The organism is Curtobacterium sp. MCBD17_026 (assembly GCF_003234895.2).
Lineage (GTDB): Bacteria > Actinomycetota > Actinomycetes > Actinomycetales > Microbacteriaceae > Curtobacterium > Curtobacterium flaccumfaciens.
The window spans coordinates 1,912,172-1,933,092 of record NZ_CP126281.1 but is presented as its reverse complement, the minus strand read 5'-3'; the positions used below and the strand labels follow the sequence as shown (position 1 = coordinate 1,933,092).

At 70.4% G+C, this 20,921-nt stretch carries 14 protein-coding genes and 1 pseudogene; 8 read left to right on the top strand and 7 right to left on the bottom strand.

Features of this window, described 5'->3' with window-relative positions:
* Positions 1-133: 133 nt before the first annotated feature.
* Positions 134-883 carry a polyphosphate--glucose phosphotransferase gene (gene ppgK / locus DEI85_RS09085; protein ID WP_027465446.1) on the bottom strand — a complete coding sequence of 250 codons (750 nt, stop codon included), beginning with the start codon at positions 881-883 and terminating at the stop codon, positions 134-136.
* A gap of 41 nt (positions 884-924) precedes the next feature.
* On the bottom strand, positions 925-1,788 hold the full coding sequence (gene map, locus DEI85_RS09080; protein ID WP_111123054.1) for a type I methionyl aminopeptidase: 864 nt from the start codon (positions 1,786-1,788) through the stop codon (positions 925-927).
* A 257-nt stretch (positions 1,789-2,045) separates the two neighbouring features.
* Between map and DEI85_RS09075 the strand changes: the two genes are divergently transcribed.
* The 6 genes from DEI85_RS09075 to DEI85_RS09050 all read left to right on the top strand — a co-directional run bounded on the left by DEI85_RS09075 (position 2,046) and on the right by DEI85_RS09050 (position 11,886).
* Positions 2,046-2,225 carry an SPOR domain-containing protein gene (locus tag DEI85_RS09075; RefSeq protein WP_027465448.1) on the top strand — a complete coding sequence of 60 codons (180 nt, stop codon included), beginning with the start codon at positions 2,046-2,048 and terminating at the stop codon, positions 2,223-2,225.
* 149 nt (positions 2,226-2,374) lie between these two features.
* The gene (gene glnA, locus DEI85_RS09070; RefSeq protein WP_027465449.1) at positions 2,375-3,712 is read left to right on the top strand and encodes a type I glutamate--ammonia ligase; all 1,338 of its coding nucleotides are present in this window, start codon (positions 2,375-2,377) and stop codon (positions 3,710-3,712) included.
* Between the two features lie 36 nt (positions 3,713-3,748).
* Positions 3,749-6,700, top strand: a complete 2,952-nt coding sequence (locus DEI85_RS09065; RefSeq protein ID WP_110862243.1) for a bifunctional [glutamine synthetase] adenylyltransferase/[glutamine synthetase]-adenylyl-L-tyrosine phosphorylase — start codon at positions 3,749-3,751, stop codon at positions 6,698-6,700.
* A 578-nt stretch (positions 6,701-7,278) separates the two neighbouring features.
* Positions 7,279-8,919 carry a glycosyltransferase family 2 protein gene (locus DEI85_RS09060; RefSeq protein WP_111123053.1) on the top strand — a complete coding sequence of 547 codons (1,641 nt, stop codon included), beginning with the start codon at positions 7,279-7,281 and terminating at the stop codon, positions 8,917-8,919.
* Positions 8,912-10,462 carry a glycosyl hydrolase gene (locus DEI85_RS09055; RefSeq protein WP_110862246.1) on the top strand — a complete coding sequence of 517 codons (1,551 nt, stop codon included), beginning with the start codon at positions 8,912-8,914 and terminating at the stop codon, positions 10,460-10,462. The genes DEI85_RS09060 and DEI85_RS09055 overlap by 8 nt, the downstream gene beginning before the upstream one ends.
* Positions 10,459-11,886 carry a UDP-glucose dehydrogenase family protein gene (locus tag DEI85_RS09050; RefSeq protein WP_110862247.1) on the top strand — a complete coding sequence of 476 codons (1,428 nt, stop codon included), beginning with the start codon at positions 10,459-10,461 and terminating at the stop codon, positions 11,884-11,886. The genes DEI85_RS09055 and DEI85_RS09050 overlap by 4 nt, the downstream gene beginning before the upstream one ends.
* Before the next feature lie 433 nt (positions 11,887-12,319).
* On the opposite strand, the gene glnA (DEI85_RS09045) is transcribed toward DEI85_RS09050, so the two are convergent.
* On the bottom strand, positions 12,320-13,744 hold the full coding sequence (glnA, locus tag DEI85_RS09045) for a type I glutamate--ammonia ligase (protein WP_017886082.1): 1,425 nt from the start codon (positions 13,742-13,744) through the stop codon (positions 12,320-12,322).
* Positions 13,745-13,886: 142 nt separating this feature from the next.
* Here glnA (DEI85_RS09045) and DEI85_RS09040 point away from each other — a divergent pair, with 142 nt between their 5' ends.
* The gene (locus DEI85_RS09040; protein WP_071244549.1) at positions 13,887-14,342 is read left to right on the top strand and encodes an RDD family protein; all 456 of its coding nucleotides are present in this window, start codon (positions 13,887-13,889) and stop codon (positions 14,340-14,342) included.
* A gap of 174 nt (positions 14,343-14,516) precedes the next feature.
* Here DEI85_RS09040 and DEI85_RS09035 read toward each other — a convergent pair whose 3' ends face one another.
* Positions 14,517-15,233 (bottom strand): DUF4191 domain-containing protein, encoded by a 717-nt coding sequence (locus DEI85_RS09035; protein WP_110862249.1) that lies wholly within the window; start codon positions 15,231-15,233, stop codon positions 14,517-14,519.
* Positions 15,234-15,361: 128 nt separating this feature from the next.
* Between DEI85_RS09035 and DEI85_RS09030 the strand changes: the two genes are divergently transcribed.
* A complete protein-coding gene (locus DEI85_RS09030) occupies positions 15,362-16,198 on the top strand; it encodes a hypothetical protein (RefSeq protein WP_146248971.1) in 837 nt (278 codons plus the stop codon).
* A gap of 90 nt (positions 16,199-16,288) precedes the next feature.
* Here the strand turns inward: DEI85_RS09030 and sucB are convergent.
* The 3 genes and pseudogenes from sucB to DEI85_RS09015 all read right to left on the bottom strand — a co-directional run bounded on the left by sucB (position 16,289) and on the right by DEI85_RS09015 (position 20,893).
* A pseudogene (gene sucB, locus DEI85_RS09025) lies at positions 16,289-17,799 on the bottom strand (2-oxoglutarate dehydrogenase, E2 component, dihydrolipoamide succinyltransferase).
* A 73-nt stretch (positions 17,800-17,872) separates the two neighbouring features.
* Complete coding sequence (lpdA, locus tag DEI85_RS09020) at positions 17,873-19,246, bottom strand: dihydrolipoyl dehydrogenase (protein WP_027465458.1); 1,374 nt, start codon at positions 19,244-19,246, stop codon at positions 17,873-17,875.
* Positions 19,247-19,402: 156 nt separating this feature from the next.
* Complete coding sequence (locus DEI85_RS09015; protein ID WP_110859573.1) at positions 19,403-20,893, bottom strand: leucyl aminopeptidase; 1,491 nt, start codon at positions 20,891-20,893, stop codon at positions 19,403-19,405.
* Positions 20,894-20,921: the final 28 nt, after the last annotated feature.

Here is a 20,921-nt window from a genome sequence, read left to right as displayed (position 1 = left end):
GTTCCGACCAGGTACGCCCGATTCGACCAGGCACGCCCGCGACCAGGTACGCCCGATTCGACCAGGGACCCCCGCGACCAGGCACGCCCGCGACCAAGCACGCCCGCGACCAGGCACGCCGATCCGAACCGGACTAGACGCTGCGCGCCGCCAGGGTCGCGGCGCCGATGATGCCGGCGTTGTTGCGGAGCGTCGCGGGGATGATGTCGGCCTGCAGGTCGAGCAGCGGGAGGAACTCCTCGTACTGCTTCGAGACCCCGCCGCCGACGACGAAGAGCTCGGGGGAGAGCAGGGCCTCGAGCGTCGAGTAGTACTTCTGCAGGCGCTTCGCCCAGTGCTTCCACGACAGGTCGTCGCGCTCCTTGGCGGCGAACGAGGCGCGCGACTCGGCGTCGTGCCCCTCGATCTCCAGGTGCCCGAGCTCCGAGTTGACGATGAGCACGCCGTCGTTGATGAGCGCGGTGCCGATGCCGGTGCCGAGCGTCGTCACGATGACGAGGCCGTCCTTGCCCTTGGCCGCACCGAACTGCTGCTCAGCGAACCCGGCGGCGTCGGCGTCGTTGACGAAGTGGATGGAGCGGCCGAGTTCCTTCTCGAACAGCGCCTCGGCCTCGAAGCCGATCCACTTCTTCGACACGTTCGCGGCGGACATCGTCTTGCCGTCCCGCACGATGGCCGGGAAGCAGACGCCGACGGGCACGTCGTCACCGGGGGCGAGCTCGCCGATGATCTCCTTGACGACCGCCGTGATGTCCTGGGGCTTCCCGCCCTCGGGCGTGGCCTTCTTGATGCGGTCCGTGGTGAGGGCGCCGGACGCGACGTCGACGATCGCGCCCTTGATGCCCGTACCACCGATGTCGACGCCGACTGCGAGGGAGGTCATGAGGTTGTCGTGCCTTTCGGTTGCCTGCCGGAGGTGTCCGGTCAGGAGACGGTGAGGAGCTCCGCGCCGCGCTCGGTGACGACGAGGGTGTGCTCGAACTGCGCGGTCCACGACTTGTCGCGGGTCGAGACGGTCCAGTCGTCGGACCAGATGTCGGCTTCGATGCCGCCGAGCGTGAGCATGGGTTCGATGGTGAACACCATGCCGGGTTCGATCACCGTGTCGTACTGCGGTGCGTCGTAGTGGGGGATGATCAGGCCGGAGTGGAACGCCCGACCGACGCCGTGACCGGTGTAGTCGCGGACGACGCCGTAGCCGAAGCGCTTCGCGTACGCCTCGATGGCACGACCGATCACGTTGACCTGCCGGCCCGGGGCGACGGCCTTGATGCCGCGACGCAGTGCTTCTTCGGTCCGTGTCACCAGGTCCGACACCTCGGGCGCGGCCTGTCCGACGACGAACGTGCGGTTCGTGTCGCCGTGCATGCCGTCCTTGTAGGCGGTGATGTCGATGTTGACGAGGTCGCCCTCCTGCAGGACGGTGTCGTCGGGGATGCCGTGGCAGATGACCTCGTTGAGGCTCGAGCAGAGCGACTTCGGGTAGCCGCGGTAGCCGAGCGTGGAGGGGTAGGCGCCGTGGGCCACGACGAACTCGTGCCCGATGCGGTCCAGCTCGTCGGTGGTCACGCCGGGGCGGATCGCTTCGCCGACGGCGTCGATGGCCTGCGACGCGATGCGTCCGGCGACGCGGATGCGCTCGACCTCGTCCGGTGTGTAGGTGTCACCGAGACCGTGCTCGTGGGGCTCGACCTTCCCGACGTACTCCGGACGCTCGATGTCCTTCGGGACGGCGCGGTGCGGGGAGATGCGGCCGGCGGTCAGGTGTCCGTGTTGGTCCCGGGGCATGCGGACCACTCTAGCCGCGGCGCGACGCGCCGAACGCAACCGCCCCCCGGGTGCGGCCCGACGGCGTGAGCGTGACTGCCTGGAGGCCCGGTGCCGGTCCGCCGGACCGGCACCGGGCCTCCAGGGCGAGCCGAGTCTCGGACCGGCGGACAGATCCCGGAACGCGCGACCCGGAAGACGTCCGGAGAGCCGAGTCTCGGCGTGGAGCCACCGCGCCACCGGTCCGCCGGCACCGCGACGTGGGTACGGTGGGCCGCATGAGCGAAGACCGCATCGAGTCCCAGTGGTGGTTCAACGACAAGACCGGCCAGGTCGAGCAGGGCCCGCAGTCCCCGCAGCGCGACCGGATCGGCCCGTTCGCGACGCGAGAGGAGGCGCAGCACGCGCTCGACCGCATCGCCGCGAACAACGAGAAGTGGGATGCCGAGGACCGCTGAGCACCGCGGCCGGCACCGCGGCCGGCACCCCGACGGCGCCCCGTGCGACGCCCCGGTGACGGCGCGTCGCACGGCCCCGCGCACACCGCCGGACCACTAGCCTGGGACGAGGCCCGCCAGCGGCCACCCGATACACGGAAAGGTCGTGCATGGACAAGCAGACGGACTTCGTGCTCCGCACCATCGAGGAGCGCGGCATCAAGTTCATCCGACTCTGGTTCACGGACGTCATCGGGACGCTGAAGTCGGTGGCGATCGCCCCGGCCGAGGTCGAGGGCGCGTTCGCCGAGGGCATCGGGTTCGACGGCTCCGCGATCGAGGGCCTCACCCGTTCGTACGAGGCCGACGTCCTGGCGCACCCGGACCCCTCGACCTTCCAGATCCTGCCGTGGCGGGGCGAGATCGACCCCACCGCTCGGATGTTCTGCGACATCACGACACCGGACGGGCAGCCCGCCGTGGCCGACCCCCGCAACGTGCTGAAGCGCACCCTGGCGCGGGCGAGCGACCGCGGCTTCACGTTCTACACGCACCCCGAGATCGAGTTCTACCTGCTGAAGAGCCGCGAGTGGAAGGACGGCGGTCCGCAGCCCGTCGACCAGGCCGGCTACTTCGACAACGTGCCCGGCGGCAGCGCGCACGACTTCCGTCGCCGGTCGGTCCGGATGCTCGAGGACCTCGGCATCTCGGTCGAGTTCTCGCACCACGAGGCCGGCCCCGGGCAGAACGAGATCGACCTCCGCTACGCCGACGCACTGACGATGGCGGACAACATCATGACCTTCCGCACCGTGGTGAAGGAAGTGGCGATCGAGCAGGGCGTCTACGCGACGTTCATGCCGAAGCCGATCTCGGGCCAGCCTGGTTCCGGCATGCACACCCACGTCTCGCTGTTCGAGGGCGACCAGAACGCCTTCTACGAGGCCGGTGGCCAGTACCAGCTGTCGCAGACGGCCAAGCACTTCATCGCCGGGGTGCTCAAGCACGCGCCGGAGATCACCGCCGTGACGAACCAGTTCGTGAACTCGTACAAGCGGCTCTGGGGCGGCGACGAGGCCCCGTCCTTCGTGACCTGGGGCCACAACAACCGCTCGGCCCTGGTGCGCGTGCCGCTCTACAAGCCGAACAAGGGCCAGTCCTCGCGCATCGAGTACCGCGGCATCGACTCGGCGGCGAACCCGTACCTGGCGTACTCGCTGCTGCTCGCCGCCGGCCTCAAGGGCATCGAGGAAGAGTACGAGCTCCCCGCCGAGGCCGAGGACAACGTCTGGAGCCTCAGCGACTCGGAGCGCCGGGCCCTGGGCTACAGCCAGTTGCCCGCGAGCCTCGACCACGCCCTGAGCCTGATGGAGGACTCCGAGCTGGTGGCCGAGACCCTCGGCGAGCAGGTGTTCAACTTCGTGCTGCTCAACAAGCGGCAGGAGTGGAAGCGCTACCGCGACCAGGTCACCCCGTTCGAGCTCGACACCAACCTCGGCGCGCTCTAGAGCCGAGCGCCCTGACCCCTCGGGAGCACGTTCCACATGACCGGTCGGACGACGACGTCACGTTCGGAGCTGGCCCGTCTGGGGTTCGCGGAGCTGTCGGAGAGCCTCGAGCGGGCTGCCGACCTGGAGGCCCGGTTCGGCCCCGACGTGCCGCTGCCGGTCGCCGGGTCTGCCGCGCTCTGGGGCGGCACCGCTGATCCGGACGGCGCCCTGCGGATGCTCGAGCGGCTGCTCGAGCGCGCGCCGGACGAGCTCCGCCCCGTCCTGACGGACGACGCGGCGACCGAGCGCCTGGTCCGCCTGCTCGGCGCGTCGATCGGGCTCGGGGAGTTCCTGCACCGGCGTCCGGCGGAGCTCGCCCTGCTGCTGGAACCGGTCGGCGAACCGTGGTCGCAGGAGCGGTACACGGCGTCGCTGGCCGAGGCCGTCGACGGCGCCACGGGTGAGGACGCCCGGATGCGCCTGCGGGTGCGCTACCGCCGGCACCTGGCCCAGATCGCCCTGTTCGACGTGCTGCACCCCGTGCCGACGGATGCGTTCCCGGCCGTGGCTGCCGGCCTCGCCGACCTGGCGGGAGCCACCCTCGACGCCGCGGTCGACATCGCCCGGCGCGAGGTGCCGTTCCCCGCGGCCGACGTCGCGGCGACCCCGCTCGCGGTGATCGCGATGGGCAAGGCCGGTGCCCGCGAGCTCAACTACGTCAGCGACGTCGACGTCATCTTCGTCACCGAGCCCACCGACGAGGTCCCCACCGACCGGGCCGTGCTCGTCTCCACCCGCATCGCGATCGCCGCCATGCACGCGATCACCGACCTCGCCGCCGAGCCCGCCCTGTGGGAGGTCGACGCGAACCTCCGGCCCGAGGGCAAGGACGGCGCACTCGTCCGCACCCTCGACTCGCACGTGGCGTACTACGAGCGCTGGGCGAAGGGGTGGGAGTTCCAGGCGCTGCTCAAGGCCCGCCCGATCGCCGGGTCCGCCGACCTCGGTGCCCGGTACGCCGAGGCCGTCGCGTCGTTCGTGTGGAACTCCTCCACCCGGCCGGGGTTCGTCGAGTCGGTGCAGCGCATGCGCGAGCGGGTGACCGAGCACATCCCCGACGCCGACGTCGACCGCCAGCTCAAGCTCGGCCCCGGAGGCCTGCGGGACGTCGAGTTCACCGTGCAGCTCCTGCAGCTCGTGCACGGCCGTGACGACCCGTCCGTGCGGGTCCGGTCGACGCTCGAGGCGATGGACGCCCTGACCGACGCCGGGTACGTCGGCCGTGCCGAGGCCGCTCGGTTCGGGCCGGACTACGCCCTGCTCCGGGTGCTCGAGCACCGCATCCAGCTCCGGCGTCTGCAGCGGACGCACCTGATGCCCTCCGACGAGGAGGAGTTGCGGGTGCTCGCCCGGTCGAGCGGTGTCGCCGCGTCGGCCCCGGCGCTCGAGGCCCGCTGGCGTGCCGTGAAGCTCGAGGTCCGCGGGCTGCACGAGCGCCTGTTCTACCGGCCGCTGCTGTCCGCCGTGGCCTCCACCGAGGACGAGATCGTCCTGACCAATGACCAGGTCGTCGACCGGCTCGCCGGTGTCGGGTTCGTCGACCCCACCGGCGCCGTCGGGCACATCCGCGCCCTCACGCAGGGCACGAGTCGGCGTGCGGCGATCCAGCGGAACCTGCTCCCCGTGCTCCTGCGCTGGATGGCCGAGGGGCCGGCGCCGGACCGTGCCCTGCTGGCCTTCCGCCGGTTGAGCGACGGCCTGGGGGAGTCGAGCTGGTTCCTCCGCATGCTGCGCGACTCGTCCGGTGCCGCACACTCGCTCACCACGGTGCTGTCCGAGTCGGCCTTCCTGTCCGGGCTGCTCGAGCGGTTCCCCGAGGCGGTCGCCTGGCTCGACGAACCCGAGGCGCTCCTGCGTCCGCGGCCGATCGACGCCCTGCTCGCCGAGATGACCGCGACCACCGCCCGGCACGGCAACGACGTCGACGGCTCCGCGGCCCTGCTCCGGTCGGCTCGACGTCGGGAGACCCTGCGGCTCGGCATGGCCGCCGTGCTCGGCTCGCTCGACGTCGACGGCCTGGGCCCGGCCCTGAGCGACGTCACCGAGGCCACCCTGGCCGGTGCCCTCGCGCTCGCCCGTCGCGACGCCCCCGAGGGCTTCGAGTTCGGGATCATCGCGATGGGCCGGTACGGCGGGCGGGAGCTCGGCTTCGGCTCGGACGCCGACGTGCTGTACGTGTACCGCGCACCCGACCTGGCCCCCGAGGTCGCGTCCCGGACCGCCCAGACCATCGTGCGCGAGCTCAACCGGCTCACCGAGGACACGATCCACCCGCTCGACCTCGACATCGACCTGCGCCCCGAGGGCAAGAACGGTCCCGTCGTGCGGACGCTCGAGTCCTACGGCGCCTACTACGCCCGCTGGTCGCTCACGTGGGAGGCGCAGGCGCTCCTCCGCGCCCGCGGGGCCGTCGGCGACGCACAGCTCCTGCGCGACTTCGAGCACCTCGCCGACCGCACCCGGTACCCGGAGCGGATCGACGACCACCAGGTGCGTGAGGTCCGCCGCATCAAGGCCCGCGTGGAGTCGGAGCGGCTGCCCCGCGGCGCCGACCCCGCCCGGCACCTCAAGCTCGGCCGTGGATCGCTCAGCGACGTCGAGTGGTTCGTGCAGCTCCTGCAACTGCAGCACGCGCTCGAGATCCCGTCGCTCCGGACCACGTCGACGCTCGAGGCGCTCGACGCCGCGGTCGAAGCCGGACTGGTCGGCGCCGAGGACGGCGAGCGGCTCGGGGCCGCCTGGCGCTTCGCGTCGCGCACCCGCAGTGCCCTCGTGCTGTGGTCTGGGAAGACCACCGACGTCCTGCCCGTCGACCGCGTCCAGCTCGAGGGGGTCGCCCGTCTGATGGAGTACCCGCCGGGCTCCGCGAGCCGCCTCGAGGACGACTACCTCGGCGTCACACGGCGCGCCCGACAGGTGTTCGAGCGCGAGTTCTACGGCGCCTGACCCGCCCCCGACACGACGCTGCGTCGCCTGACCCGCCCCCGACACGACGCTGCGTCGCCTGCGACACCACGCAGAGCACCGCGCGACACGCCCGGACGTCTCCGGACGGACCCGACCTGAGCAGCCTTCGAAGGTTAATTCTCCGTGTCGCGCGGCGTCCCCCGGCGACATCCCGTTCGTACCCCTGTTCGAAACGGAGCCCGGCTCGTTACCGTGCCGTGACCGAACTCCCACCGGACCGCCAGGGGACCATTTCCGGTGCCCCCCGACACGCCACCTGACCACCTGCTGATCTGGGCTTTCCGTCTGGCCCGACCCGTGCCTCCAGGCCGCACCTGTCGCCCATCGGGGCCAGCCACCGCTGCCGCGCGGTCCGCAGGAGTGCTGTCAGCACGACGGGGGACCGCTCCGACCGGCGAAGAGGGGGACCAGTGTGTACCCCGTAACGCGCCCGTAACGCCCCCGGACGGGGGCCCCGTTGCGCGCGCGTTCAGGTTCTGCATCAATTGCATCACCCGAACCGGCCCTGATTCCCCGATGAAGCGGAATCTCCACCTCGAACGTTGAAGCAGGGATCAGTGTTCACCTTCATTCTGCAGATCAGGCAGATGGTCGAAGGGCACCCCGAGTTCTACCTGTTCGCCGTGTACTCCGCGGTGATCTGGTTGCTCTGGTTGCTCAAGGTCGTCATCTCCGCCCGCTACCGCCCCTTCACCGGCACCTTCGTCGGTACCACCAGCGTCGTCGTCCCCGTCGTGGACGAACCGCTCGACCTGTTCCGCGACGTCATCGGCCGCATGGTCGAGCAGCAGCCCGGCGAGATCATCGTCGTCATCAACGGTGCCCGCAACGAGGCACTCGAAGAGGTCTGCGACGAGTTCGCCCCGCTCGTCCGCTGGACCCACACGCCCATCCCGGGCAAGCGCAACGCCGTCAAGGTCGGCACCGAGATGTCCAACGGCGACATCACCGTGCTGGTCGACTCCGACACCGTCTGGACCCCCGGCGCGCTCGAGGAACTCCTCAGGCCGTTCGCCGACGAGTCCGTCGGTGGCGTGACCACCCGGCAGCGCATCCTCGAGCCGGAGCGCAGCTGGATCACCCGCTGGGCCGACTGGCTCGAGAACTCGCGCGCGCTCTACTCGATGCCGGCACAGAGTGTCCTCGGGCAGATCGGCTGCCTGCCCGGGCGCACCATCGCGTTCCGCCGGAGCATCCTCATGCGGGTGATGGACCGGTTCATGCACGAGAAGTTCATGGGCGTGTTCCTCGAGGTCTCCGACGACCGGACGCTGACGAACCTCACGCTCAAGGAGGGGTACCGGACCGTCTACCAGTACACGTCGCTGGTCTACACGGATGCCCCGCTGCAGGTGAAGAAGCTGTTCAAGCAGCAGCTCCGCTGGGCCCGCGGCTCGCAGTACAACACGCTGCGGATGCTGCCATGGATGCTCGGCCACGCCCCGATCCTGGCGGCGTTCTTCATCACCGACATCATCCTGCCGTTCATGCTCTTCGGCGTGATCGCAGGCTGGATCTACCGCGCCTTCACCGGCCAGGGCGAGAACCTGTACCAGGGCATCCTGTCGCAGTACGGCTTCTCGACCGGCTTCGTCTACGTCGCGGCGCTCATGGTGATCTCGAGCGTGCTGAGCATGGCGATCCGCCAGATGCGGCACCTGTCGGAGAAGCCGAGCGACTTCTTCCGCCTGCCGATGTTCATCATCGTGTCGACGTTCTTCCTGATGCCGATCCGCCTCATCGGCTTCTTCCGGCTGGCGCACGCGTCCGGCTGGGGGACCCGAGCCGGCGCCTACGCCGGTGGGCCGATGCAGGAGGCCCCGGCGGACGCCGTCCAGCCGCTGTCCTCCACCGCGCAGGTCCCGGTCAGCCCGATCGACGCCGAACGTGCCCGGATGACCGGCGCGGACGCAGGTTCCGCGGGCTCGGTTTCGGGCTCGTCCGCTCCGCTCGACACCGTCGACCAGGTGGCCGTCGACCGCGCGTTCGACGAGCTCTTCGGCGCCGACGCGGCGACCAACTCCACCACCACCGTCCTCGCCACCCGCCGCGAGGCCGCAGCCGCGGTCGCGCAGCAGGAGGCCCAGCGAGCAGCCGCGCCGGCCCCCGCCCGAGCCCGCCGGTACAACCCGTACGCAGCGATCCCGTACGTGATCGGCATCGCGATCTTCGCCCTGGAGGCGTTCCTCATTGTCTGACATCATCCGTTCCTCGAGTGCTTGGTGGGCGCAGTCCAGCAAGCACGCCCGCCGGACGGCCATCGGCACGACGGCGATCGTGCTGGCGCTCGGCCTCATCACCTGGTCGGTGTGGATCTCGCCCACCGGCCCCGTCTCGACCGCCGTGCACCAGGCGCTCGGCGTCGAGGCGCCGAAGGCCAAGAAGGTGTCCGCCGCCGAGCTGCAGACGCAGCTCGACGCCGCCCAGGAGCGAATCTGGTCGCTCGAGGGCAAGCTCGACTCCCGCACGGCCCAGGCCGGGTCGCGCGGCGAACAGATCTCGGAACTCAAGGCGCAGATCGCGTCGCTGCAGTCCCAGCTCGGTGCCGCGAAGGGCTCGGGAGGCTCGTCCAACGTCAACGCCGCGGGCTCCGGCAGCGGTGGCTCGGGTTCCGGCGGGTCCGGTGCCGGTTCCGCCGGCGGGTCCGGTTCGGGTTCGTCCGACAACGGGTCGGGCAGCGGTTCGGGTTCGGGCAACGGCGGTGGGTCGAAGCCGAACCCCGGCCCCTCGACCGACCCGGGTGCCACCCCGGTCGTCACGCCGACGAAGGCCGAGATCCTCGGCCAGCAGTCGCGCTGGTACGGCCTGTACACCGCGCAGTCCCCGTTCAACTGGGCCGAGTACGACGAGGTCTCCCGTCAGGTCGGCACCGCGTCGAACATGACCGGCTTCTTCCAGGGCTTCGACCAGGAGTTCAACGCCACCGCGGTGCAGCGCTCCTGGGCCAACGGCCGCGTCCCCCTCATGACGTGGGAGACGGTGCCGGCGCAGACCGGCAACGACCAGAAGTACGTCCCCGGGTACACCAACGACGACATCTCCGGCGGGTCGTTCGACGCCTACCTGACGAAGTACGCCAAGGCGCTGGCGGCCAACGGGCAGCCGATGGTCATCCGTCTCGACCACGAGATGAACGGCTCCTGGTACAACTGGGCCGAGGGTGACGCCCAGAAGAACCCCGTCGGCTCCTACAAGAAGATGTGGAAGCACGTGCACGACGTCTTCCAGGCGAACGGCGCGAACAAGTACGTCATCTGGGACTGGTCCCCGAGCCGCATCGACAAGCTCGGCAACACGAAGTACCAGACGCTCGACTACATGCAGCAGTACTACCCGGGTGCTGACTACGTGGACTGGGTCGGCATGAGCGGCTACTACCGGGACGCCACCGAGCAGCCGACGTTCGCCACGACCTTCGGAGCGACGCTCGCGCAGCTCCGGCAGATCGCGCCGGGCAAGGGCATCATGCTCAACGAGATCGGGGCGACCGAGACCGGCACCAGTGTCGGGAACCCGCAGAAGACGCAGTGGATCAACTCGCTCTTCGATGCGCTGGCCGACCCCGCCAACAAGGACATCGTCGGCTTCGCGTACTTCAGCGAGACCGCGACCACCATCGTCGACGGCAAGCGCACCACGAACGACTGGCGTCTCAACTCCCGCGCCGATTCCCTCAAGGCCTTCGCCGAGGGCATCAAGCGCAACGACATCGACTACGACCTGCAGGAGGTCACGCAATGAGCGAGTCCAAGAAGTCGACCGCATCGGCCGACACCCGTCCCGCACCCGTCATCAGCGTCATCGGCACCGGCTACCTCGGCGCCACCCACGCGGCCGCCATGGCCGAGATGGGCTTCGAGACCATCGGTGTCGACATCGACCCGTCGAAGCTCGCCGCACTGTCCGCCGGTGAGGTCCCGTTCTTCGAGCCCGGGCTGCCCGAGCTCATCACGAAGCACGTCGCCAGCGGTAAGCTCCGCTTCACGGCGGACATCGCCTCGGCCGTCGCCGCTGCGGACGTCCACTTCGTCTGCGTCGGCACCCCGCAGAAGGCCGGGTCGCACGCGGCGAACCTGGCCTACGTCGAGAGCGCCACCCGTGGCGTCGCCGAGAACCTCACCCACCCGGGCCTCATCGTCGGCAAGTCGACGGTCCCGGTCGGGACGGCATCGCGCCTCCGCGGCATCGTCCGCGAGTTCACCCCCGCCGGCATCGACGCGGAACTCATCTGGAACCCCGAGTTCCTGCGTGAGGGCAAGGCCGTCGAGGACACCCTGCACCCGGACCGTCTGGTCTGGGGCGGAGCCTCCGAGGCAGCCGACGCCGTGATCCGCGAGGTCTACGCCGCACCGATCAGCGAGGGCACCCCGGTCATCACCACCGACCTCGCCACCGCGGAGCTCGTCAAGGTGAGCGCCAACGCGTTCCTCGCCACGAAGATCTCGTTCATCAACGCGATCTCCGAGATGTGTGCGATCACCGGTGCCGACGTCTCCACGCTCGCCGACGCCCTCGGCCACGACGCCCGCATCGGCCGGAAGTTCCTCAACGCCGGCCTCGGCTTCGGCGGCGGCTGCCTGCCGAAGGACATCCGGGCGCTCATGTACCGCGCGAACGAGATCGGCGCGGGCCAGGTCGTCGGCCTCATGCAGCAGGTCGACGAGATCAACATGGGGCAGCGCCAGCGGGTCATCGACATGGCGATCGACTCGGCCGGGGGATCGGTGCTCAACCGCCGCGTGGCCGTCATCGGCGCCGCGTTCAAGCCCCTGACCGACGACGTCCGTGACTCCCCGGCGCTGAACGTCGCCGCTGCGCTGCACCTCCGCGGCGCCCAGGTGACGCTCTGGGACCCCGAGGCGATGGAGCCCGCGAAGCGCTCGTTCCCGACGCTGAGCTACGCCGCCTCGATGACGGACGCGATCGAGGGCGCCGACGTCGTCCTCGTGCTCACCGAGTGGGACGACATCATCACCGCCGACCCGGTCGCCCTCGGAGACCTCGTCGGGCGCCGCGTCGTCATCGACGCGCGCAACTGCCTCCCGGTCTCGGACTGGGTGAAAGCGGGGTGGACCGTCCGTTCCCTGGGACGTCCCACGCCGGTCACGGGTGCACCCGTGAGCGTCGCAGCGGGGACGAACGACGCGTTGGCCACGAGCCGCTAGTCACCGTTCGCGAGACGGGGTCCGTGCCGGGCGGCGCGGGCCCCGTTCCCGTGCGCCCGGGGCCGCCGGGCGGTTCCGGGCGTGCCTGGTCGATTCGGGCGTACCGGGTCGAATCGGGCGTACCTGGTCGAATCGGGCGTACCTGGTCGGAAGTTCTGACCAGGTACGCCCGATTCCGCTTTCCAGTCCAGCTGCGATGGGAAGGAACGTGCGTCGCGACCGCCTGGAGGCCCGGCGCCCGCCCGACGGACCGGCACCGGGCCACCAGTCGGTCGCGTCCGCACCCGCGCTCCCGGTGGCCGCGTCCTCTCGCGCTGGGCGACACCGCACGGGTTGGCGCAGCCCGTGAGGTGTCGCTCACCCCGAACCGTGGCCGGCACGCACGAAGGGCCCCGCACCTGACGGTGCGGGGCCCTTCGTCGGTCAGCGGGACTCAGACGCCGAAGTACAGCTCGTACTCGAACGGGTGCGGGCGCTGGGCCAGCGGGAGGATCTCGTTCTCGCGCTTGTAGTCGATCCAGGTCTGGATGAGGTCCTCGGTGAAGACGTTGCCCTTCGTGAGGAACTCGTGGTCCGCCTCGAGCGCGTCGAGCGCCTCGTCGAGGGAGCCGGGGACCTGGGGGATGCCCTTCGCCTCTTCCGGCGGGAGCTCGTAGAGGTCCTTGTCGACCGGCTCGTGCGGCTCGATGCGGTTCTGGATGCCGTCGAGGCCCGCCATCAGCTGCGCGGCGAATGCGAGGTACGGGTTGCCGGAGGCATCGGGCGCGCGGAACTCGATTCGCTTGGCCTTCGGGTTGGTGCCCGTGATCGGGATGCGGATCGCCGCCGAGCGGTTGCCGGCCGAGTAGACCAGGTTGACCGGGGCTTCGAAGCCCTTGACCAGACGGTGGTACGAGTTGATCGACGGGTTGGTGAAGGCGAGCAGTGCCGGGGCGTGCTTCAGGATGCCGCCGATGTACCAACGGGCGAGGTCCGACAGCCCGCCGTAGCCGTTCTCGTCGTAGAAGAGCGGCTTGCCGTCCGACCAGAGCGACTGGTGGGTGTGCATGCCCGAGCCGTTGTCGCCGAAGAGCGGCTTCGGCATGAACGTGGCGACCTTGCCCCACTGGTCAGCGGTGTTCTTGACGATGTACTTGAACTTCAGGATGTCGTCCGCGGCGTGGACCATCGTGTCGAACTTGTAGTTGATCTCCTGCTGGCCGCCCGTGCCCACCTCGTGGTGCGAGCGCTCGAGCTCGAAGCCGGCGTCGATCAGCTTCAGGGTGATGTCGTCGCGCAGGTCGGCGGTCTTGTCGACCGGCGAGACGGGAAAGTAGCCGCCCTTGTACGGGGTCTTGTTGGCGAGGTTGCCGCCCTCTTCGTCGCGACCGGTGTTCCAGGCGCCCTCTTCGGAGTCGACCGCGTAGAAGGACTCGTTCTGCGTGACCGAGTAGCGGACGTCGTCGAAGATGTAGAACTCGGCCTCGGGGGCGAAGAACGCGGTGTCCGCGATGCCCGTCGACGCGAGGTACTTCTCGGCCTTCTTCGCCACCTGGCGCGGGTCACGGCCGTAGATCTCGCCGTTCCGCGGGTTGTAGATGTCGAAGATCATGATGAGCGTGCGCTCGGCGCGGAACTGGTCGACGTACGCCGTGGTGACATCGGGGATCAGCTGCATGTCGGACTCGTGGATCGACGCGAACCCACGGATCGAGGAGCCGTCGAACAGCTGGCCGACCGAGAAGAAGTCCTCGTCGACGGTGGATGCCGGGATGTTGAAGTGCTGCTGCACACCGGGCAGGTCCGTGAAGCGGATGTCGAGGAACTTGACGTCGGTGTCCTTGATGAAGGCCAGGACCTCGGAGGAATCGCTGAACATGGGGCCGATCTCCAATGGGTTGGGTGATGTCGGAGGCACCGGTCAAGGCACCCTCCGACGAGGCTATTGACACGGGGTTTCCCGGACATGACTGGATTGTTTCGGGCGTGTTACGCCCGGGCCGTCGCCTACGCTGGAGACCATGGCCCGCAGCACCCCCAGCCCGTCCGCGCCCTCCGAGCACCCGGACGGGTGGCCGGGCAAGGACCTCGGACTGCCCGAGTCCGGGCCGCGGAGCGTCGGGCGGATCGGCCGGCGGGTCGTCGCGCTGCTGATCGACGGCGCGCTGGCTGACCTGGTCGCCTACGTGACCGGTGTGTGGTCGCCGGTCAACGGTTCCGGCGACATCGCGCACTCGTGGGTGCAGATCGCCATCTTCGCCGTGCTGCAGATCGTGTTCATTTGCCTGCTGTCCGGGTCGTTCGGGCACATCTGCGTCGGACTGCGGGTCGTCCCGATGCGCGGCGGCTACGTGGGGGTGTGGCGGCCGATCCTCCGGACGGTGCTGCTCTGCCTGGTGGTACCGGCGCTCATCATCGACCGCGACAGCCGGGGTGCGCACGACCGCATCGCCGGGACGGTGCTCGTCCGGCGCTGAGCCGGGGCCGTTCGGCTGGTGCGAGGTTCCGTACTCGGTGCGCGCCTGCTCTTCCCGCACCGAGTACGGAACCCCGCACCATGCAGGACTGGCTTCGAGCGAGATCGCACCCCCGCACGCGCGAGAACGCCCCCGACCATCTGGTCGGGGGCGTCCTCGTGGGTGGGGGGTCGTTCAGCGCGGCCGTCCGGCGCGGGCCCGCATCGGGTCCATGCCCTTCGGGATCGATGCTGCGGGGCTCTGCGTCAGCGAGTCGAGACGGTTCGCGACCGCCAGGACCTCGTTGCGGTTGAGCGACTTCTTGAGCTTGTTCATGGCACGGGGCAGCTTGTGCAGCGTCAGGCTCTCACCGGTCCCGTCACCCACGTGCAGCACGTGCACGGCGACGTTCGGGACGATGCGCTGGACCTTGCGGCGCTCCTCGCCGACCTGGCGGGTGAGGTTGCCGCGCTGGCCCTCGGTGATCAGGACGACACCCGGGCGACCCACGGCACGGTAGACCGCTGCCTGCGAGCGACCGTGCACCGCGACCGGCATCTCGCTCGAGCGCCACTGGCGACGGAGCGAGTTCGACAGCACGGCACCGACGGCGCCGGGCTGGCCTTCGATCTGCGAGTACGCGGCACGTTCGGCCAGACGACCGAGCACGATGAGGAAGAGCAGTACACCGAGCAGCACACCGGCGACGATCCACAGGACGATCGCGAGCCAGTTCTGCCCCGGCAGGAGCAGCGCCAGCAGGACACCGAGGACGACCGGACCGACGAAGGCGAGGGCGAACCACCAGACCGACGACGGGTCGGCCTTTCGGGTCATCTGGAAGACCTGGAACATCTGCTTGAGACGCCCCGGCTCCTTCGCCTTCTTGTCTGTGGAAGAGCTGCGTGCCATGCGAACAGGATACGGCCTCCGTGCGCCGGGGGAGACCGTCGCGTGTCCGGCTGTGCGCGAACACGTCCTGTCCACAGATGGTGTGGGAGAGCCTGGAGGCCCACCGCGCCACCGCCACGCTGGTCACCATGGAGATGAGCACCGACCACCACCCGGATCGCTGGATCGCGACCGACGACGAGCACGACGTGCTCACGTGGGTCGCCGACCGCTCCGCGGCCGCCGAGCGCCACCTCGTCCCGGTGGCCGCGGTCGGTCGGACCCCGACGGGGCGTCTCGTGGTCGAACTCGACCGGCCGACCGGTACGCCGCTCGTGCCGGCGCTCGACCGGCTCGGCACGCCGACCACCGGCGTCGCGGTGACCCTCACGGTCCCGCTCCTGGAACTCCTGGTGGCGGTGCACGACGGCGCGGTCCTGCTCGGTGTCGCCGGTGTCGACGACGTGCTGGTGGACGACGCCGGGGCGGTCGTGCTCTGCGACCGCCCGACGAACGCGACGAACACGACGACCCCGACGAACCAAACCAACGCGACGACCCCGACGCGCACCGCGCACCCGACGCGCACCGCGCACGCGACCGATGCGACCCGGACCCTCGTGCTCGCAGCCCGGACCGTGTGGGATCGGGTGGACGCGGCCGAGCTCGCCCAGGCCCCGGTGCTCGGGGCACTGCAGGACGCCCTCGACGGCGACGGGCCGAGCGCACGAGCAGCACTCGACGTCGTCCGTGCCGCCGCCGCGCCCCGGCCGTTCCGGTGGGCCCCCGTGCCGAGCGACCTCGTGTTCGCCGGACCTCCGACACCGAACGGGCAGGACGGACTGCTCGAGCGACTGCGGGACGTGGTCGAGCACGGCGCCCCACTCGGAGCCGGACGACGACTCCCGCTCCGCCGTGTGCTCGTGGGGCTCGTCGTCACCGTCGGGTCGGTGGTCGCCGCCCTGACCCTGCTCGGCGGCGGGTGATGCGCCGGGTGACGCCGTACCGAGGACGCACACGGCAACGGCCCCGGCTCCCACGAGGGGAACCGGGGCCGTCGGCCGTGCTGCTGGTGATCAGTACCCGAGGTTCGGGGCGAAGTTGCCCTCTTCGAGGCGGTTCTTCACCGCGACGAGGTACCGCGAGGCGTCCGCACCGTCGATGATCCGGTGGTCGTACGACAGCGCCAGGTAGACGAACGAGCGGATGGCGATGGCCTCCTGGCCGTCGACCTTCACGACCGCCGGGCGCTTCGTGACGATGCCGGTGCCGAGGATCGCCGACTGCGGCAGGAACACCACGGGGGTGTCGAACAGCGCGCCACGCGAACCGGTGTTGGTCAGCGTGAACGTGCCGCCGGCCAGCTCGTCGGGCTTCAGCTGGTTGTTCCGGGTGCGCTCGGCGAGGTCCGCGATGGACTTCGAGAACTGCGCCAGGTCCAGCGAGGCCGCGTCCTTGATGACCGGGGTCAGCAGGCCGCGCTCGGTGTCCACCGCGATGGAGACGTTCTCGGTCTCCGGGTAGACGATCTCGTCGCCCTCGACCGTGGAGTTGATCTTCGGGTGGGCCTTCAGCGCCTCGGACGCCGCGAGGGCGAAGAACGGCATGAAGGAGAGCTTCGAGCCGGTCTTCTCGAGGAACTCCGCCTTGTGGGCGTCGCGGAACTGCGCCACCTTCGTGACGTCGACCTCGACGACGCTCGTGAGCTGTGCGGTCGAGGTCATCGACTGCACGGCACGCTCGGCGACCACCTTGCGCAGGCGGGTCATCTTCTCGCGGGTTCCGCGCAGCGGCGAGACCTCGGCGACGAACGGGCCGGACGCGGTGGCGGGTGCTGCTGCAGCCGAGGCGGCCGGGGCCTTCGCGGCGGCGGCCAGGACGTCCTCCTTGCGGATGCGCCCCCCGACACCGGAACCCGTGACCGTGGACAGGTCGACACCCTGCTCGTTGGCGAGCTTGCGCACCAGCGGGGTGACGTAGCCCGAGGCCGCGCCGTCCTGGGTGGGGTTCGGCACCGCGGCGGCGGCCGTGGAGCTCGGCGCGGACGCCGGAGCCGGCGCGGCTGCCGGAGCGGCCTGGGCCGGCACGGCTGCCGGCGGTGCGGCTGCGGGCGGCGGGACCGGCGCGGCGGCCGGGACCGGCGCTGCCGCGGGCGGGGCGGACGGTGCCTGCGGGGCGGCGGGCTGCGTCTGACCGGCGGGGGCGGCCGACCGGTGGGCTCGGGTGCGGGGGTCTCGGCCTCCTGCTCCGTGCTCGGAGCGGCCTCGGGCTCCTCGGCGTCGGCAGCGGCGGCGTTCGCGTCGTCGGCGCCGGAGTCGGACGAGTCCGAACCGCCATCGGACGAGCCGGAGCCGTCACCGATCTTCACGAGGGCGGTGCCGACCTCGACGGTCTCGTCCTCCTGCACCAGGATCTCCTCGACGACACCGGCGATCGGCGACGGGATCTCGGTGTCGACCTTGTCGGTCGAGACCTCGAGCAGCGGCTCGTCGACCTCGACCCGGTCACCGACGTTCTTCAGCCATCGGGTCACCGTGCCCTCGGTGACGCTCTCGCCGAGCGCCGGGAGGTTGACGGATTCGCTCATCGGGTGGACTCCTCTTCGCGGGGGATTGCAGTGGTTGTTGGTGTCATTGTCACAGTGCGCGGACCGGTGCCGGTCACAGCGCGTGCAGCGGCTTGCCCGCGAGGTGCAGGAACGCCTCGCCGAGGGCTTCGTTCTGGGTCGGGTGACCGTGCACCAGGGGAGCGATGTCCTCCGGGTAGGCCTCCCAGTTCACGGCGAGCTGGGCTTCGCCGATGAGCTCGCCGACGCGGGCACCGATCATGCTGACCCCGACGACGGGGCCGTCCACGACGCGCACGACCTTGACGGAGCCGGAGGTCCCGATGATGTGGCTCTTGCCGTTGCCGGCCAGGTTGTACTCGTACGAGTCGACCTTGTCGGCGCCGTACTGCTCCTCGGCCTTGGCCTGCGAGAGCCCGACCGACGCGACCTCGGGGTCGGAGTAGGTGATCTTCGGGATGTTCTTGTCCTCGATGACCACCGGGTTGAGGCCGGCGATCTCCTCGGCGACGAAGATGCCCTGCTGGAAGCCGCGGTGCGCGAGCTGCAGGCCGGGGACGATGTCGCCGACGGCGTAGACGTTCGGGATGTTCGTGGCGAGACGCTCGTTCGTGGTGACGAACCCGCGGTCCATCGCCACGCCGACCTCGTCGTAGCCGACGTTCTGCGTGACCGGGCCACGGCCGACGGCGACGAGCAGGACGTCACCGTCGAAGGTCTTGCCGTCCTCCAGCGTGACGACGACGCCGTTCTCGTGCTGCTCGACGCCCTGGAACCGGACACCGAGCGAGAACTCGATGCCGCGCTTGCGGAACGCGCGCTCGAGCTGCTTCGACATCGACTCGTCCTCGGCGGGGACCAGGTGCGGCAGGCCCTCGACGATGGTGACCTCGGCGCCGAAGGACTTCCAGACGCTGGCGAACTCGACGCCGATGACGCCGCCGCCCAGGATGACGACCTTGTTCGGCACGTAGTCCATGCGGAGCGCGGTCTCGGAGGTGATCACGCGGCCGCCGATCTCGAGCCCGGGCAGGGACTTCGAGTAGGAGCCGGTCGCGAGCACGATGTTCTTGCCGGTGACGGTCTGGTCGCCGACCTGCACGGTGTTCTGCGAGGTCAGGCGACCCCAGCCCTCGACCACGGTGATGCCGCGGGCCTTGATCAGGCCCTGCAGGCCCTTGTACTTGGAGTTGATGACGCCCTGCTGGTAGTCGATCACCTTGGGCACGTCGACACCGGCGAACTCCGCGATGACGCCGTACTTCTCGGCGTCACGCGTGCCGTCGGCGATCTCGGCGGCGTGCAGCAGCGCCTTGGTCGGGATGCAGCCGCGGTGCAGGCACGTCCCTCCGAGCTTGTCGCCCTCGATGAGCGCGACGCTCATGCCGAGTTCGGCGGCCCGGAGCGCAGCGGCGTACCCACCACTCCCGCCACCGAGGACAACGACGTCGTAAGTCTGTTCCGTCACCTGGTGCAACTCCCTCGTGCGTGTCGGGCCGATCGGGCCCTACGTGGACACCGCGGAGGGCGGCGTCCGACGGTCGGACCGCGTGGTTCCGGTCCCGTCCCGTGCAGTACCGGTGGGAGGCGCGTCGGTGCGCCGTTCCCACCGGTACCAAACCTACTACTCGGACTGGAGGTCTTCTGCGAGAGCGATGAGCGTCCGGACCATCACGCCCGTCGCACCCTTGCCCAACCAGGCGTACCCGCCGCCCTTGTTCTCCGACGGACCCGCGATGTCGAGGTGCGCCCAGGGGACACCCTCGCCGGCGAAGCGCTCGAGGAACTTGCCCGCGAGCAGCATGCCGCCGGCCGGGTTGCCGACCGTGGCGTTGACGATGTCGGCGACGTCGCTGGACAGCCGGGCCTCGAGTTCCTCGGGCAGCGGCATCGGCCAGATCGGCTCCGCGACGCCCTCGGCGACGGCACGGACCTTCGCGACGAGGTCGTCGCTGCCCATCAGGCCGGTGGTGCGGTCGCCGAGCGCGACGACCTGGGCACCGGTCAGCGTGGCGACGTCGACGAGCGCGTCGGGCTGCTCGAGCGACGCGGCGGCCATCCCGTCGCCGAGCACCAGGCGGCCCTCGGCGTCGGTGTTCGTGACCTCGACCGTGGTGCCGTTCTTCAGCGTCAGGACGTCGCCCGGGCGGGTCGCGGTGCCGGAGGGCATGTTCTCGGCGAGGGCGAGCCACGCGGTCACGCGCACGTCCAGTCCCAGGCGGGCGGCGGCGACGGTCGCGGCGAGCACCGTGGCGGCACCGGTCATGTCGGTCTTCATGCCGAGCATCGACGCCGCGGGCTTGAGCGAGAGTCCGCCCGAGTCGAAGGTGATGCCCTTGCCCACGAGGGCGAGGTGCTTGGTGGCGGACTCGGGCGCGTACCGGACCACGACCAGGCGCGGGGGACGCGCCGAACCGCGGCCGACGCCGAGGATGCCGCCGAAGCCCTGCTCCTCGAGCGCCTGCTCGTCGAGGACCTCGACGGTGAGCGGCAGGTCCGAGGCGAACCCGGTCGCGACGTCGGCGACGTCCTGCGGCCCGAGGTCGCCCGCGGCGGTGTTCACGAGGTCGCGCACGAGCGACGCGGCGTCGGCGACGATCGCGGGGCGCACGGCGGCGTCGGCGGCGACGTCGGCGGGGGCGAGGACCTCGATGCGCTGGTCGCCGCGGGCCGGGGCCTTGGTGCCGGTGCCCTTGTGCCGTGTGAAGGCGTACGCGCCGAGCGCTGCGCCCTCGAGCGCGGCGTCGACGAGCTCGGCCGAGTCGGTCGGCAGGGCGAGCGTGATCGAGTCCACCCGGGGGAGCTGGCGGACGGCGCTGCCGGCGGCCGCGCGGATCGCCGCTGCACCCGTGGCGGACCCGAGCCCGATCAGCGCGACCGACTTCGCACCGACGCCGGTGGCGGGCAGGCGGACGAGCTGGTCCTTCGCCCCGGTGACCCCGATCGCGGCGAGGTCGAGGTCGGCGAGGGCGTCGATCGTCCCCAGCGCGGTGGGGGCGAGCACAGCGGCGCTGTCGGCCTCGCCGGACGAGCCCGGACGGACCCCGACGACGAGCACGTCGGCGGTGGTGGTCTCGGGGGGTGAACTGGTGGTGGAGAGCGTCGGTCGGACCATGCTCCAACCCTACCGACGGCCTGTTCGC